Source organism: Pseudomonas sp. GNP014, assembly GCF_054344005.1.
Genome location: NZ_JBTGUS010000017.1, coordinates 1 through 14,714, shown reverse-complemented (window position 1 = coordinate 14,714; position 14,714 = coordinate 1). Strand labels below are relative to the sequence as shown.

At 59.3% G+C, this 14,714-nt stretch carries 10 protein-coding genes and 4 pseudogenes; 8 read left to right on the top strand and 6 right to left on the bottom strand.

What is annotated here, in order from left to right; all coding sequences use genetic code 11:
- Together ACXX9E_RS29420 and ACXX9E_RS29415 are read left to right on the top strand one after the other, a co-directional pair.
- Window positions 1-224 (top strand): annotated as a pseudogene (locus ACXX9E_RS29420) (hypothetical protein); the annotation flags it as partial.
- 144 nt (window positions 225-368) lie between these two features.
- Complete coding sequence (locus ACXX9E_RS29415) at window positions 369-602, top strand: hypothetical protein (RefSeq protein WP_458556730.1); 234 nt, start codon at window positions 369-371, stop codon at window positions 600-602.
- A 215-nt stretch (window positions 603-817) separates the two neighbouring features.
- On the opposite strand, the gene ACXX9E_RS29410 is transcribed toward ACXX9E_RS29415, so the two are convergent.
- Window positions 818-1,039 carry a hypothetical protein gene (locus tag ACXX9E_RS29410; protein ID WP_458556729.1) on the bottom strand — a complete coding sequence of 74 codons (222 nt, stop codon included), beginning with the start codon at window positions 1,037-1,039 and terminating at the stop codon, window positions 818-820.
- 1,228 nt (window positions 1,040-2,267) lie between these two features.
- Between ACXX9E_RS29410 and ACXX9E_RS29405 the strand changes: the two are divergent.
- Window positions 2,268-3,658: pseudogene (locus ACXX9E_RS29405) on the top strand (sugar phosphate nucleotidyltransferase).
- Window positions 3,659-5,100: 1,442 nt separating this feature from the next.
- Here ACXX9E_RS29405 and ACXX9E_RS29400 read toward each other — a convergent pair.
- Complete coding sequence (locus ACXX9E_RS29400) at window positions 5,101-5,544, bottom strand: hypothetical protein (RefSeq protein ID WP_458556728.1); 444 nt, start codon at window positions 5,542-5,544, stop codon at window positions 5,101-5,103.
- Window positions 5,545-6,018: 474 nt separating this feature from the next.
- On the opposite strand from ACXX9E_RS29400, the gene ACXX9E_RS29395 reads away from it, so the two are divergent.
- Both ACXX9E_RS29395 and ACXX9E_RS29390 read left to right on the top strand, forming a co-directional pair.
- Complete coding sequence (locus ACXX9E_RS29395) at window positions 6,019-6,252, top strand: hypothetical protein (RefSeq protein ID WP_458556727.1); 234 nt, start codon at window positions 6,019-6,021, stop codon at window positions 6,250-6,252.
- Window positions 6,253-6,655: 403 nt separating this feature from the next.
- A complete protein-coding gene (locus ACXX9E_RS29390) occupies window positions 6,656-7,150 on the top strand; it encodes a hypothetical protein (protein ID WP_458556726.1) in 495 nt (164 codons plus the stop codon).
- A gap of 2,304 nt (window positions 7,151-9,454) precedes the next feature.
- Here the strand turns inward: ACXX9E_RS29390 and ACXX9E_RS29385 are convergent.
- The 3 genes and pseudogenes from ACXX9E_RS29385 to ACXX9E_RS29375 all read right to left on the bottom strand — a co-directional run bounded on the left by ACXX9E_RS29385 (window position 9,455) and on the right by ACXX9E_RS29375 (window position 10,481).
- Window positions 9,455-9,577, bottom strand: coding sequence for a hypothetical protein (locus ACXX9E_RS29385; protein ID WP_458556725.1), 123 nt, complete (start codon window positions 9,575-9,577; stop codon window positions 9,455-9,457).
- Between the two features lie 226 nt (window positions 9,578-9,803).
- Window positions 9,804-9,961 (bottom strand): annotated as a pseudogene (locus tag ACXX9E_RS29380) (DUF1656 domain-containing protein).
- A gap of 31 nt (window positions 9,962-9,992) precedes the next feature.
- Complete coding sequence (locus ACXX9E_RS29375) at window positions 9,993-10,481, bottom strand: hypothetical protein (protein WP_458556724.1); 489 nt, start codon at window positions 10,479-10,481, stop codon at window positions 9,993-9,995.
- Window positions 10,482-10,806: 325 nt separating this feature from the next.
- On the opposite strand from ACXX9E_RS29375, the gene ACXX9E_RS29370 reads away from it, so the two are divergent.
- Window positions 10,807-10,932 (top strand): hypothetical protein, encoded by a 126-nt coding sequence (locus ACXX9E_RS29370; protein ID WP_458556723.1) that lies wholly within the window; start codon window positions 10,807-10,809, stop codon window positions 10,930-10,932.
- A 286-nt stretch (window positions 10,933-11,218) separates the two neighbouring features.
- On the opposite strand, the gene ACXX9E_RS29365 is transcribed toward ACXX9E_RS29370, so the two are convergent.
- Window positions 11,219-11,377 (bottom strand): hypothetical protein, encoded by a 159-nt coding sequence (locus ACXX9E_RS29365; RefSeq protein WP_458556722.1) that lies wholly within the window; start codon window positions 11,375-11,377, stop codon window positions 11,219-11,221.
- A gap of 1,806 nt (window positions 11,378-13,183) precedes the next feature.
- Between ACXX9E_RS29365 and ACXX9E_RS29360 the strand changes: the two genes are divergently transcribed.
- A complete protein-coding gene (locus ACXX9E_RS29360; RefSeq protein WP_458556721.1) occupies window positions 13,184-13,711 on the top strand; it encodes a hypothetical protein in 528 nt (175 codons plus the stop codon).
- Between the two features lie 284 nt (window positions 13,712-13,995).
- A pseudogene (locus ACXX9E_RS29355) lies at window positions 13,996-14,714 on the top strand (LysR family transcriptional regulator); the annotation flags it as partial.

Sequence of the window (14,714 nt, the reverse complement as noted above, 5' to 3'; positions counted from 1 at the left end):
ACCACGCAACCCAGGGATCGTCGAAGCCCTGGCCGCCGCAAAAAGTCCCGGCGAGCATCCATCAGCACGACTACACCGTCGGCGTCGAAGCCCAGGTGCAACCGCTCTTGGACGACGGACTCGTCGCGCTACGTGATGCGCGGCTGATCCTGCTGCTGCTCATCGCTTCGATTCTAGAAACTCAGCGCAAAGCTCTCGCATTCCTCTTAGTTCTGAGGATCTGACGTGAGCCCGCTCGTTGCGCATCTTCTACATGGCCCTCTTCCTCGTGACCTTGTCGTTCCTCGGTCTCTCATCAGTTCGCAGCTTCTCAGACTCAGCACCAACGCCGACGCGACGATGCTCAACAGCTCGCTGGACCAAGGCCTGTGAAGCCCACTACGACGACCAGTTCCCCCGATCGAGGCGTTCTCAGCACCAATCTCTCAGCCGCGCTCGATTTCAAACTGTTGACAGAGTCATTCCAGCGTGAGTTGCTCGTCGCGATCAAGTCGTTGTACAGCGAATTCGCTGATCGTCAACGAAGAGCTGAACCTGCAGAGCGAACTTACGCGCTCGTTGAAGGCGTGCGCCAGACCCTGAAGGAAGAGCATGAACAGTGATGAGCGGATGCGTGCGGCAAGGACTCGTCTGCCCGGAGCATCTCGGTAGAAGTAAAACCGGCGAGCATTACCGCAGAACCTTCTTATAGTTTCCACCACCATATTAGCAGCGGACAGATCCTCACCCTGACCTCTAAGAGCATAACAGCCCCAAGCAGAACAGTGGCAGATCTTCCTGCGCACCGACGCCCACTCAACCAGAAGGTACCAAGATTTCACCAACACTTCTCAAAACCATCGCCGACAGCCCCGCTCAGCGGCAAGGCGGCGCTTCGTTCACGCAGCAGAAGGTCGCGCACGGCTCGATGCATATCTACCTGCACTCGATCCGCCTGTTCGAAGACCTGATGCCGCAGCACGGAGCCGCTGCAAAAGCGCGACACCATGGCAGCAGCAACCTGCATCAACGAACGCGCTACCGCCGCGATCGAGTACATGGCACTCATCAGCACCAGTTACAGCACCAACCCCCAACTCGAACTTCGTCGGTGCGCTGAACAGACGCTGCACAGCGACATCATGACTACGCCGAAGACAGCCACGGCCCCAATCCTGCGATGACTACCTGAAAAACGAATGACTAGAAAACAGCCCGCCACAGTACTGATAAAGTACTTCCTGAAACATTATCTATACGAACAACAAATGAGCAACACAACCCGCAGATCGTCGCAGACTGGAACAACAATACTCACAACGAAGCATAGCTATCAACACTGATCCAAGACACCGATCCGGCGCCGAACTGAAGAAGAGTACACCATGACTTTTACCGCTACTTCTCTCGTCGTCTCACTGCTAAAGCTCGCACTGGTCTGGCCTCAGCATGCTTTCCGTGCCTGCCTTTTGCAGTCGCGACACCACGCTGTACAAGCCGACCGCTCGCGAGAGGCTCGAGCCTTCGTACAGTCTGACGCCAGCAACGCTGAAGTCAGCGCCACCGTCGGCAGCACTTCATGTGAGCAACATTCGCCGCTCAGCAGCAGCAATTTCAGCTTCATGCAGCAGTCGCTTCAGCGCCAAAATGGGCCGCCAGTTCCTGCCGTGAACCGCAAGAATAACCACTACTAGCCCTCGTCGACGACCTGCGGCACGCCGCAACTGATGAAACCACGTTTCAACAGCCAGAAGTCCCTGGTGCGCATCCAGAACCTCAGCGAACAAGCCGCTGACCCTGAGAGCCCGCCGACCAGCAGGACCGTGCTACGCCGAAGCCCTGCTCGGCTACGCGCATGGCGAACGTGAAGTGGACCGGGTGGAAGTTTCGGGCGCCGCACTGTATGAAGGCGAACAAGAAAGTAGCAACATAAAACCGATCACACTGGAACGCGGTGAGGCAGCAGTACTGTACGTCACGAGCAGCCCGGTCGGCCTCTCGCCGGTCTCGGTGAAACGCCGGTCGACGCGCTTGACCAAATTTCCCCGAACCTGACCGGTTCCCCTGTCGGGACTAGCTACCCGTCGATGCGGATCAGGCCTCGGTTCTACAGGATGCACCGAGTAGATGCCGTCGCTCGCACAACTGCCGCAGGAAGCCGGGTGACTTCGGATACAGCAGAACGAAGACGAGAGTGAAACGACACATCAGACATACCTCTGACCCAAGATGATTTTATGAGAGTAACAACATGATTCCATGATCTTCTCAGTGGTCACGGTTCGCGTCTGTCACCACTTCGGAGACAATTCCCTAAACGATCCCTTCGCCCTGACCGCGAACGCACGCTGTTCCAGCAACCCTCGAACGCCTGGTGTTTCGAAGGCATGATCAGCCGATCGTAGTTACTGCAACAAGATCACTTTATCGTCAACAAGCAGCTCGCCGCTTCGCGATCTGGAAGCCCAGCGCATCCTGATCGAGCCGATTCAGCAACACCGCGCAGCGGTCGCACTGAGCCGCGATGATGCTGGTCGATGAAGGTACGCGACGATGATGCTGGTACTACCGCTCGACCGCGTCTCGATGATCAGGAAGGCCCTGCGACGCGCCTGGCGCTGGCCACCGTCGCCGCCGAAGACGGCGAAATAGGTGCTGTTCGGCGTGCCGACGAACCGAAACCGGAGACCAGTACGGCTACGTCGAGTCCCTGCCGATTCGCTGTACCCGAAGGCGTTGAGCCGCGTCTCGGCTTCGTCGAAAAGTACAACGTCGAACACGCCACCGAGTGCGTCGATCCAGTCACTACTACTGGAACAGCGGCATGTTCCTGTTCCGTGCCAGCTTCACTTCCTCGAAGAGCTGAAAAACGATCCAGACATCTACGACGCCTGCCTGCCTCAACCTGGAGCGCAGCGTTTCAGATCCGGACGCCGTCACCTTCGACGAAGCCTCTTCGCCTGCTGCCAGACAACTCCATCGACTCTTCGGTGGAATAGAAACCCCAGCGTGCCTACGTCGGTCCGCTGACCACCAGCTCGAGCGATACGTTGTTCGTCATCACTGTGGAAGTTCAACGAAGACGCCAACGACAACGTCAGCAAGGGCGAACGTAGATAATTCGGACACAGAGGCTCATGATCCACGGCAACAGCAACTGGTGTCGTCGATTCGGCCTGGAAAACGTCGTTGGATCGTCGAAGCCAAGGACGCGATCATGATCGCCCGCAGCAGCTCAGCATCGACGATGGTCACGACCTCGACAAACAGGTCGCCGCAAAACCCAGAACCACTGCGAAGTCTATGAGTTCATCAACTGGTCTGGTTTCGCGGTGAACATCGGCAGACACTTCCAGTCGGCGCATCTCCGTGAAGCCGGCGCGTCCCTGTCGCCAGATGCACCACCACCACGCAACACTGGATCATTCATAAGCAGCACCACAAAGTCAACCTCGATCAACGAGACGTGTTCCTACTACTGCGAAGCCCAGTTCGACCTACGTCCCGATCGCCTCGGTCCGCCGCCTGCGCAACCCCGGCAAGAATGCCGGCTCGAAGATCGTCGGAATCCGCCAGATCGGGCGGCTTCTGTCGGCGAAGACGGTGTCAGACGGTTCGGATGCTTCAGTCGCTCCACCCAGTTGAACGCGGCGTCTGGGTCGAACCATGGCGCAGATAAAACATCCGGCAGACACAAAGCCCCCCGCCCGCCCCATTGCGTCCCTATCCCGCCGACGGGTCAGACAAGGACTTTGTTCACCTAGCTCATAGATCAACCCTCAACGAGGGCGCCCACGTTTCTCCGTCTCTGCTCTCCAGATAATCAACCACCTCCACAACATACAGCAGACAACACAAAAGGCTCCCATTTAAACACTTGCTCAAACAAGAACAACTCAGCCCTACCATTTGATCCGGCGTCTCGCTCCGGTGCGGCAATATTTGCTCAAGCATCTGAAAAAACACTCACCGCACGTCCACGTGGCAGACATCAGCACGTGGCACACACACTCATCTGCTTGCTGCCTGACACACATCTGCGCCTTCTGAGGCCACCATGATGTGCTCATGGCGACAGAGGCCGCGCCGACAATTTGCGGCGCAGATTTTGCCGTGTCAGTGAGCATTTTTTCCCGCTGAATTTTTGATCGTCGTGGCCACAGCCCCCCGCCTAGCGGCCAGTCTTATCAGGTCTTCGACGAGACTGTTGAAAATCTACAACATCGGGCCCATGACCTGACTTTACATCTTCACCGAACGCCATGCTGGTGCCAGACCGAAGAGCACCTCACCCGCATGATACGTCACAGCACCAACAGCAGTAAAGTATAGATTTCACAGCGACCCTTACGTCAGCCTGATCGGATCTTTGACGAATCACTGAGAGGCTCCAAGCCTGGCCAGTTCCAGCAAAGATTCCATAGATTAATCCTGCACCCTCGGGTCTCAATTGTAGGACGAAAATGATGCACACCGGTTGGTACGACAGCCTGCACCAGAACCCCAGTTTCTGCTTGCCAATATAGTGATCCATCCAATCATCATTTCTTCTCTCACGTCTCAATTACGCCCGTCACTGTAGCCGTCAACCGCATTCTTCGCATCACTCGATAACGGTCCTGCCCATCAACAATCCTCACCGGATCCAAATTCAACCGTCGTCTGCAACCAGGAACAGTAATAACAGTATCCGTACATAATGAAGAGGCCTGTCAGCATCGCGTTCCTTCACACAATAACGAATTCATTCAATAACTGACCTGGCCTTTTCTTCACTACCACGCTATTCGCGCCGAACGGATGAATACTCACGGACTAACCACTCACTCACGTGGGTTGCCACCCCATGGACCAAGTGATCGCTGAAACTGTGCCACGGCGGTCTCGTGGTTAAGGACACCCGAAGGTCGGCGCCATCTCCCAGTGCAGGATCCGTACGTCGTTCCGGACCCGGTCTCGAACATGATGACCTGCAACACCTCACCAGTACCAGCTGCTCCAGTGCACAACTCCATGCTGGCGGTATGACGGCACCTAGCAACGACACGGCGGCATTGGTCTCCCGGCCCCAACGTATTACGCGCCCCCCGCTGTACATTTGCATCGTACAGGGATGAGACCTCAGCAATCATCCGCAGCGCTTTCACATTGCACTATCGCCGCCGAAATATCCGAGCTGATACGCCCATTCCAGTGCCGCCGAGAACGCCCTTGATCCCCAGCATCGTAGGGGTGCCGGGCGTCGAACGCCGCCGCGATCTCAGGCCTGATCAGCAGCACCATCGCGCAGCGGCAGGCAGCGGGTCTGGCGCGCCGGCCTCCGTGATCGCCGTGACTGTGGCCACGTCGGTCGATTCGAGCAGTTGCCGCAGCGTCATTGCGGTAGCTTTCGGTGTCCATAGCGGTCCCATCAGTCCGGCACGGCGGCCTCTTTCCAGCCATAGCCGCACAGATCTGGTCGAGGCTGTCATCGTCGAGGCGACTGGCGTCGATGCGCTGATTGGCGAAGTAGCGCACAGCAGCACCTTGTCCTCGATGCTCCAGCACGTTCATCAGGTCGTCCATGTGAGCCCAATGTTGCACAACTTCACCCATAGCTCTGCTCGCCTTTCGTTGCTGCAAACAGTTCGTCCTCGGGCGTCGCTCAGGTCGGTCAGCACCCCGTTGCCACGAACTTCCTCCGCAGCGGCCCCGTAGACGTTGCTCCACGGATACTCAGGCTGACCACGTCGACCCAGTGCTGCACCTGCAACTGCACGTCGATGACCGCAGCGCCCAGCGATCGTCAACTCGAAGCCCCTGCCGATTGCCGGCCTGGGCGTGGACCTCTTCGACATCGCCAGAGCGCCGAAACGCGGCCAGATCGTCGCGCCTTTCGCCAGGTTCCAGCAGTTGCTCGCGTTGATTGATCGGCTCCGGCCGATACCAGTTCACCCCAGGCTGCCAGCATGAAGATGTTGATCTTCTGCAGACATTCGCCACCCCAACGGCGTCACGTCGAATAGCAGGCTTACCCAGTCGATCATCGTCGCGAATCAGTTGACCAGCCACTGGTTCTGCAGCTTCACCGACACCAGGCTCGCCGTCGTAGAACACTCGGCGCAGCATCACAGTTTCTCCCGCACCGGCTTCGAAAACAGCAACCAGAGCATAACAATCATCATGTTCAACTTCGCGCAGGTCCGCAACTGTCCCAACTCGACGGCTTCATCAGCCGACCCCTCCAAGACGACCTACGTTACCGCATCGACGCTCTCCGAAGTGATTGCCTGACCACTCAATGTAGACCATCGTAGGGTTGCCGCCAGCGCCAGCAGATCGCTCATCTACAGCAGACCACGACCGCAGATACCATTGCTCAACTGCGTGCCACACATTAGAGACCATGCATGATGCGCTTGCGCAGACGTCCCTCCACCTACCACGCCAATAATCAACCGCACGCACAACGACCTCGCATCATTGACCGAAAAGTCACATCTTTTGCTGTACATCTTCATAAGTACCACTCCGCACGACGACAGCGTCCTGCTCAGCATCATCTGGAACAGCCGACGCCGTCGAAGGCTACTGTTCGGAACCAGGTGCCCGACGCAACAGATGGGAAGATTTCTCGACAATGTCTGTTTCCAGCCCCTTGGGTAGGGATGATTTCTCACAAATTCAGGTGTCCGACATGTTGATCGGCATCCTGCTGATCATCACCTGGCTGGTTCCTGTTGCTGCGGTTGTCCCTGAAGGTTTGTGCCGTGTCCGTCGCCGCTGCTGTCGGTCTGGGCCGCGTGGCGGTACGGTCAGTATGGCTCGAACGGTCGCGAGATCGACTGGCGCCGGCTCGATGCGCATGGCCTGCGCGCCTGAACGATGCCCGGCGATTCGTCCACTGCAACTGAAGATGAACAACGGCAACGATGTTCCGCTGACCGATCGCTGGCGCATCGCTGCCTACGCACGGACGACGCGGTTGGGTGGCCCGACAACAATCACCGCCCCGCGCTCTCGCGGCCTCAAAGTGCAGCAGCAGCAGTTCGAAGTTCCTGCGATTGCCGCCACTCGCCCCGGATGTCGCACAAACCCTGAGAGTTTCGCGCAGCAGTACAGGGTCGGTTTCTTTCCGACTGATCCCCTCCTCCACTGTTCGCGCGAGGAATGCGCCGTGCCCGTACGTTGATTACATGTCTCACGGCATCGGCCGCACGCTGACCGACGCCTTCAGAAACCGGCGCCAGATTTCGAAGTCTGGGCCGGTGCACGCGGCCCGAAGACATCGACTGGCCTCGGCCGCTTCACCGCCGTACAACTCGACGTCGATGACGCAGATGACGCTCGACGATTCGAGTCGAGCGCATCGTTCAGCGACAGCGGCCTCGACGTGTGATCTAGGACGATACCGCCTACGGCGCCGGATCGGCTCATTCTCGACGGACGATATTGCCACCATGCGGCGCAACTCAAAAACCAACATATTCTCGATTCGGTGTCACCGCGCACTCTTTCCCGTGTTTCGCCGCCGAAGGCCTCATCATGATCTTGGCGGCATCTCGGTGCTACGTCGCACCGTTCCGGTGCATTCGCTTCGAAAGCAGCGGTGCAGTCGTTGAGCGATGCCTTGCGCATGGAACTCCTGGCGCCGTTCGGTCTTCGCATGATGGAAGTGCGGCCAGGACGATCCAGTCGGACTTCGCCGGTGCCGGGCATGAGGCGGAGCAGATTGATGGAACAACAATCGCCATGGTTTCCATCGCGAAGGTATTTTCGCACACGGGCCGAGGCTTCCACAGGACGACCGAGACGCCGCCCGTGAAACTGCTCCCGAGTTCCTTGAAGGTTTCTGCAACAGGGCCGACCGCCTCGGTTCGCACAATCCGGCGATCCGCAGCCAGGCATCCACGTACTCGGCGACGCTGCTGCAAAGGGCTTGTCGAATAGACGCTGATGAAGCGCTTCGGCCTGCACGGCAGGGCTCTTGATCCCGGGATCCCTTCGTTCGCCGCTGCATGGCGATGAAGCGTCCGGGTAGGCATGGCACGGCCATGAGGTTGGGCAGGGATTCGAACTTCAGGCGCTTGTCCGCCGCTGCCGGGTCGAGCAGCTTCGGACCGAAATCAGCAGTTCCTTGCCCGGCTCCAGCAGATACTGGTACAGCCCGGTGGCGTCACCAATGAGATGATGCCCTCGGTTGCATCATGCGCGACATGGAGCCAGGTTGGGTGTAGATTTCGTGCCCGCCGGTGACCCTGCGCTGGAAATTTCCACTGACTGAAATCGGCTCGCTGTTGGACATGACCTTGACGTCGTGACTGTAATCCAGGCCGCCGAGGCATCCTGCCGCTTTGCGGCAATTGCCTGTCGCGTTGAAATAGCCTGCTCTGCACCGTCTGAACAAACACAGCCAATGGCCATCTTCATACTCTGACTCATAATGAGTCATGTTTGATTACTTCAGTAACTAGACAGTTGAACATAGCAATCCATTGTGAAGGTAAGTCTCGTCTTAGGACTCCGGCATAACTGCGGCTGAGATGATGGTCAGGTTGCTGTAACCGGATCGTCGCTCGACTCGCCGGACAGACGTGGCATGCAGAGAGTGGCGCCATCGTTAGTCCTGAATTGCAGCGCAGACCACGGTAGGGGTACCCATCGGTTTCAAGGTAAAGCCAAGCGTCACCGGTTCGCCAGCAACAATTCGGCTCAACAAGTATCCATCCTGATTTCAATCGCTTCCAATTATCTGAAGCTTCCATTTTTGATGATGATCAACGAACACTACGTCCGCAGACATTGAACAAATACAGACCGTGAAAAGTGACTAATTGAGCGCCATCGACAGATGACAGGAACACTTGACACATGGGAACACAGTAAACACAGATTCAACAGATGCTTACAATGGACCAAATAGAAACAACTATCATAAGTTCTTGAAGACGATAAGTTGCTCGCGAAGACTTCTCCTCGCGAGTAACTTCTTTTTCCAACGTGACTGACGCCGCCGCTGTCGTCGTCCCTGCCGCCGACGGAAGCGCCCTCCGGCACTTGATGATGTGAGTCCGCACCAGCACTTCGCTCGCCAGACGCACCAGTTGAACATAGGTTTCACATGACGATCGATTCACGGCTCTCCCGGTTGTTCACAGTCGTAGATACCGCGCGATTCTTTCCACATGGCGCCCTTCAAGCACTCATCGGTTGATCTAGGCCTTCTCACCCACACGCAGCATCCAACAGTTTCGTTCTTCTTCGAAGAAGCTCGTAAACCCAGAACGATCATCAACACAGCCATCTTCACCTCACCGATACGCGCATCGTCACCACGATCCGCATCACGAATGATCACATCACATCCACACACACACTCGGTGCGTTTGAGATTGAGTTCGCCGCCTCGAGCTGCGCCTGCGCATGTGATCGTCAGCCATGCCGATCGAGCAATATTGCTGGCGTCGTCGCGGTTTACCTTCGAGATCCACCAGATTCAGTCGGCGCAGCAATAGGCATTGACCTGCGCGTTTTCCCAGGTCGGCCTTGCACCGAGCGACCACGACTGCGCCTGCTTCACCACGATGCGGTACATGCTCGGATCGATCTGCATCAGCAAATCGCCCTTCTTCCGCCGACTATGAGTTGTCACGCACCGGCGCGTCGATCACTTCACCGGTCGCGTCGGCAGCAACATGACGATCTCCACACGCACCCGACCATCACAAGTACGCGGATCTTCATCATGCTCCACAACGAGCGACCATCCACAGCACCCAGGCCAGCACCGCCGACAGGGTCGCGAGCAGGCTGAAAAACTTTCGTGGCCTTCTTCGGAGTAGAAGTCAACGGTCGACGGTCGGCGCCATCGCGCCGAACAAACCCATGAAGCGGCTCAGCACAGCGGCGCAGTACCAGAAGAAGCGGTACCAGGTCGAACCCCGAGAGGAACACGGTCCAGCGCCCAGGCCAGCGCCGCAGCGACGAAGAACATCAGGGTCATGGTCGGCACATGCACGCCGTGGAAGGCGATTTCACGAGGCGCTGGGCAGGTCCTTCAGGCTTGGCAACGGCATAGGCCGCATCGGGGTCCGGTCAGCGACATGCGGATCGTCCAGTAGCTCTTCACCCGACGCCAGGGCCGAGGTCTCGAAGTGCGGCGCGAACGGCTCGTCGGTCGCAGCAACCGGCTCGTCGCATGATCGACCGCCACCAGTGCGCGCTGCAGATTGCTCTGGTTCAGTTGCAGGACAGTCGACCAGCGCCCGGCCCGTCGCGCGGATCGCCTCGCACCACGGCTGGATTCGGATCAGGCCGGGTGCCGCCGGCGGATCGCCCTGTCCTTGCGTAGCTCGATGATCGTGGCCGACTTCGAGCACCACGAACGTCCGGCGCGGCGGATTTTTCTTTTGCACGTCGAGCTCCCCAGCGGCGCAGACCCCATACGCCTGATGCAGGCGGTCAGGTGCGGCTCTTCGAAACTCGACGCCAAGCCCTTCAAGCTCGCTGATCGCGTGCGCCACCTGGCGCGCAGATCCTGCTCCACACCGCCCGTGACCAGCGACTGTTCGGCGGCAACCGTGCGCGCTCCGCGCAGACCGGCGAGCATGCCCATGACCATCGCGATCTAGTCGTTCGTAGAGGTGTGCAGGTTGTTCGACGGATCAGGTTCTCCCGCACCAAACCGGTGCTGAAGAAGATCAGCAGACCGAGGCCGACCAGCGTCTGCGGCCGCAAAGTCGCAGCGACCAGTTCGTCGCCGGTACGAGCATCGCGCACAGCAGCACAAACCGTCGATCTCCACAGAAGATCGAAACATCTCGACGAACCGATCGACGCCGAGGAAAAGTGCCGCACGCCATCTGGAACACCATGCGTTTCGGTTGGGTCTGGCAGCAGGACGACCTTCTGGTCGCAGCGGCAGATTTCGACGTCATGGTCGCGCCGCTCGGCCACGCGGTGGCAACCCAGTAACTACCCCCAGCGCATCCAGATGGAACAACACCGTCCGAAGCCACAGCGGCCACCAGTTCGTTCAGGTCGACGGCTCGTCCCAACGCTTCGTTCGTCGTCGTGATTCGGCCGCGACACATAGATCTCGGCGTAGCTCTGCAAGTCGTCGACAACAATGGAGCAGTTGCTCGTTTACGCAGTCTGGAAGTCCAGTTCTTCAGGGCGTCGCTCGGTTCGCGCTCCTGAAAAATAGCGCGCAAGGTTCGCACCGCCGTTCGGCAGGCCTTCACTTCAGGTCGCCACGCCATCACACCGCCAGGCGTGCCGGCGTCGGGCTCGTCGCGCCGCCGCTGAAACCGTCGAGCACTTCGGCCAGGTCCTGCAGGCCGGTCTGATGGCTGAGCCGCCGCGTGCTTGCTTCATTGCAGGCGCAGCGTCGACAGACTGATGCAGAGCATTGAAGCATATCGTCATGCCCATGAACTCACTGTTCGACGCTGAGGCGACCGTTGCGCCGACGCATGTCCATCTCGAACACCGTCACGCTGCACAACCTTCCAGGCCCACCGCTTCGCGGTGGACGGCCACGTTGCTCGCTCGAAGGCCTCGGCCTTCTCGCCCGCGCAAGCCATCGGTGACGAACAGCAACACGGCCGAAGCACTGATAGCATTCGCGTCGCCGCACTTGCGGTTTCGGCGGATTCCCGGCGCTTGATCACATCGAGGCAGAATCCCCGGCGTACCAGCACTGCGCCAGCAGCAGCCATAAACACGCATACCAGGTCGCCCAGCGCGGGCGACCCCGACCATCGCGGCGGTCTGACCAGGACGAGGACGAAGCCGTTGGGCGCGGAAGCCGCGGCGCGCAGCACCAGCCAAGCAGTACGACCCAGATCGCCAGCGCCCCCAGAACGGTTCGATCTTCTGCGCGAACAGCGCCGATCAGCGTGACCATCATCGGCCGACCCGGCCCAGGGTCGAGGAAGCAATCGAAGCTCTTCGCGAACACCTGCCGCTTCTCAGCTGCATGACGATGAACACCGTAAGATCATGGCAGATTGCGCCGGCTGTGGCAGCCAGACGCATTCGCCAGCAGCATGAGGAACACAGCCAGCGATCCCTGAAGATGTCAACCAGGTTCGCACCATCGCTACATTGCCCAGTCAAAGAGACCACGGCGCCAATTCCCAGGCGTCGAGCCAGCGCGAAGGTGGGTGAGGATCATCAATTGCTGCCGGAGGAGTTCAGGGTCGGAACCGGTGCGGACGGCTTGCTCGCGATGCGGGTGGGTCGGCGACCGAATATATAGCTGACGCTTCCTCTTCGCGGCGGCTCAGCTCCAGCAGGTTGTCTGTTGGACGCAGGAGAACCAGGGTTTCGCGGCCTGGGTTTCTTCAGCAGTCGGTACGTCGTTGCCAGCCCCAGACCGCCGGCCACGCCGTCACCACTCGGCGTGCGCCGGTTGACCGCGCGCCTGCACCTGCTGTGGCTTGTTGCTGCTTGAACGGCGACGTCTCGCGTCGACACGTAGTAAATCAGTAGGGCCACACTGATAGGCAATCATGGCGATGTCGTAGGTCTTCTCGCCGTGGCCGCGACTCGCGCGGAGCTTGCTGCTTGTCCATCGAGGCTCGCAGCAGATCAACTCGTAGCGAAATGTCTGGCGTTTCGCGGCGTACGTTGTAATAGCCACGGCGATCTCGTCCAGCAGATGCCTCACCAGTTCGGCCGCGCAGCCGCCACCCGTCGAAAATCGGCAAGAAGATCGCCGGGCCGACGTTTTCTGGGTTAAGAATTTCTTCCGGTCGGAAACTACAGTCCGCCGCAGTCGCCATGTAGCCAAGGCTCCCGACCAGATGAATTGGATGGGTGCAGGACCGTCGCAAGCATCGATCCCCGCGCGCCTGCGCTCCACCCTGCCGAGCGACTAGCAACCACGTAGCGCTCCCCAGGGCGACTCGGCGGGCAATTTGAACAGCAACTTCGACGCGGCCCAGGACGACAGCGACAGGCCGCTGGACTCGCGCCCTTCACCCAGCACCCCCGGCCGACGCAGCGAATCTGGTTCCGGGCTCGGCGATCTACTTCGTCCAGTCGTCGATTGCGATCGGTTTCCCGACAACAGCATTCGCCTGGCTGACTTCGAAGTACGTACGCAATGCCGCCATTGCAACGTTTTCTCGCGCAGGTCGATCTGCTGCTGTTGTTGAGCGTCGCGACGATGTCGCGCTCGGCGTAATGCAGCGACAACTCGATGTAGGCGCGCGCGATCTTGTTCTCGATTCCAGTTCGCCAGCGCCGCACTTCGGCGCAGGCCGTTGCGCCAGGTCGACAGCCGCTCGCTGCTGTTGCTTTCACGGCCCCGCGGATCGGCGTCAAGCTGGAGGACCAGCGCCGCGTTACCTTCTCCACGTCGGTGACCTTCGGCCACCGCCGCCCATCAACTCGATCCGTTGGCCAGTTGTCCGTTTCGAGGTCGACCGCCTTTGATCTGTCCGCGACGAGCGGCTTCGGCGACACCGGCCATCGCTTTCGCCTAGCGCACCCGCGCGGCGGCCATGGCCGTGTTCGGCTGTTCCTGAACGGCAAGATTGATGCCACGGTTGGTTCCCGGTCGCCGTCGGCTTCCGCCCATTGTGCGGATCGGCCAGTCGGCGTCACGGCGGCGTCGGCGATGGCATCATCGGTCGCCCAGCGCATCACCTGCCAGCGCCTTGTCCTGAGGGCGGCCATTCCTTCAGTTGAAATGCAGGCCGCTGAGCCCCAGGAGAGCGACGCTGCGGCGTCAACCTTCTGTTGATGTGCGACACAGCACAGCTAGATTCCTGAAGAGAACCAGAACCTGTCGGAGCAGGCTCGCTCGCAAAAGCAGCACCTCGATGAACTGACCAACCACATATCCGTCCCAGATTCCCACGACGGCGCGGTTCGTCCCAACGGCGATTGGCTCGAAATCCTGAATCTTTGTTACCATTAACGAGATAATCCCTTGATCCAGGTCTCAGCCTGAAACTTCTTCATCTAGCAATTTGCCATCCCTCGAGCGCCCCATGGACGCTTTCGAAACATCACGCCTTTCGTTGCATGGCCAGGAGCGGCAGCTTCACCCCGCTGCCGTACAACTCGACACCACCACCGCCAACGTCTCGCGCGCGGTTGCCAACCTGGAGGCCCATGTCCGGAGCCCGGCCTGCTCAACCGCACGACCCGGCGCATCACCCTGACCGGAGGGCCGGCGAACGCTACCTACTAGCTGCGAACAGATCCTGGCCTATGTCGAAGAAGCCGAAGCGAAGCCACGAAGCTTCCACGCGCGCCGGCCGAGCAATTGAAAGTGCGCACCATGACCGGTATTCGTCAGCACTTCGTCATCGACGCCGTCGCCGCTTCACAAGACCCACCCGGACGTGACCTTCAACCTGACCATCGCCAACCGCATGCGAGAACCTGCTCGATGAAGGCTCTGACGTGTCCGTCGTGCTGACCGCGACTCCGGTTCGGCTTCGTCTCGCAACGCCTGGGCATCACCTACAGCATCGTCTGCGCCTCGCCGGCCTACGTAAAAGCCAACGGCTCGCGCGAAGCCCAGCGACAGCCTGCTCAACCACGCCTCCTCAGCCCGGTGATTCCCCTGGAAGAATGAGCCTTCGACAGCCAGAAGGCCGGGAATCGTCACCATCGACAGCTGACCATTTCTGCGGTCAACTTCGGCCGCACAATGAAACTCACGATCAGCAGCGGCATCAGCGTTCGCATGCTGCTGCCGGTGTACGCGGATCGAAGGTTTGCATAACGGCGCGTTC

Bases quoted from the DNA above. Each gene is read 5' to 3' on its own strand.
- ACXX9E_RS29400 (WP_458556728.1), bottom strand. From the start codon at position 5,544: ATGGACGACCTGATGAACGTGCTGGAGCATCGAGGACAAGGTGCTGCT.
- ACXX9E_RS29410 (WP_458556729.1), bottom strand. From the start codon at position 1,039: ATGTACTCGATCGCGGCGGTAGCGCGTTCGTTGATGCAGGTTGCTGCT.
- ACXX9E_RS29390 (WP_458556726.1), top strand. From the start codon at position 6,656: ATGTTGATCGGCATCCTGCTGATCATCACCTGGCTGGTTCCTGTTGCT.
- ACXX9E_RS29365 (WP_458556722.1), bottom strand. From the start codon at position 11,377: ATGCTTCAATGCTCTGCATCAGTCTGTCGACGCTGCGCCTGCAATGAA.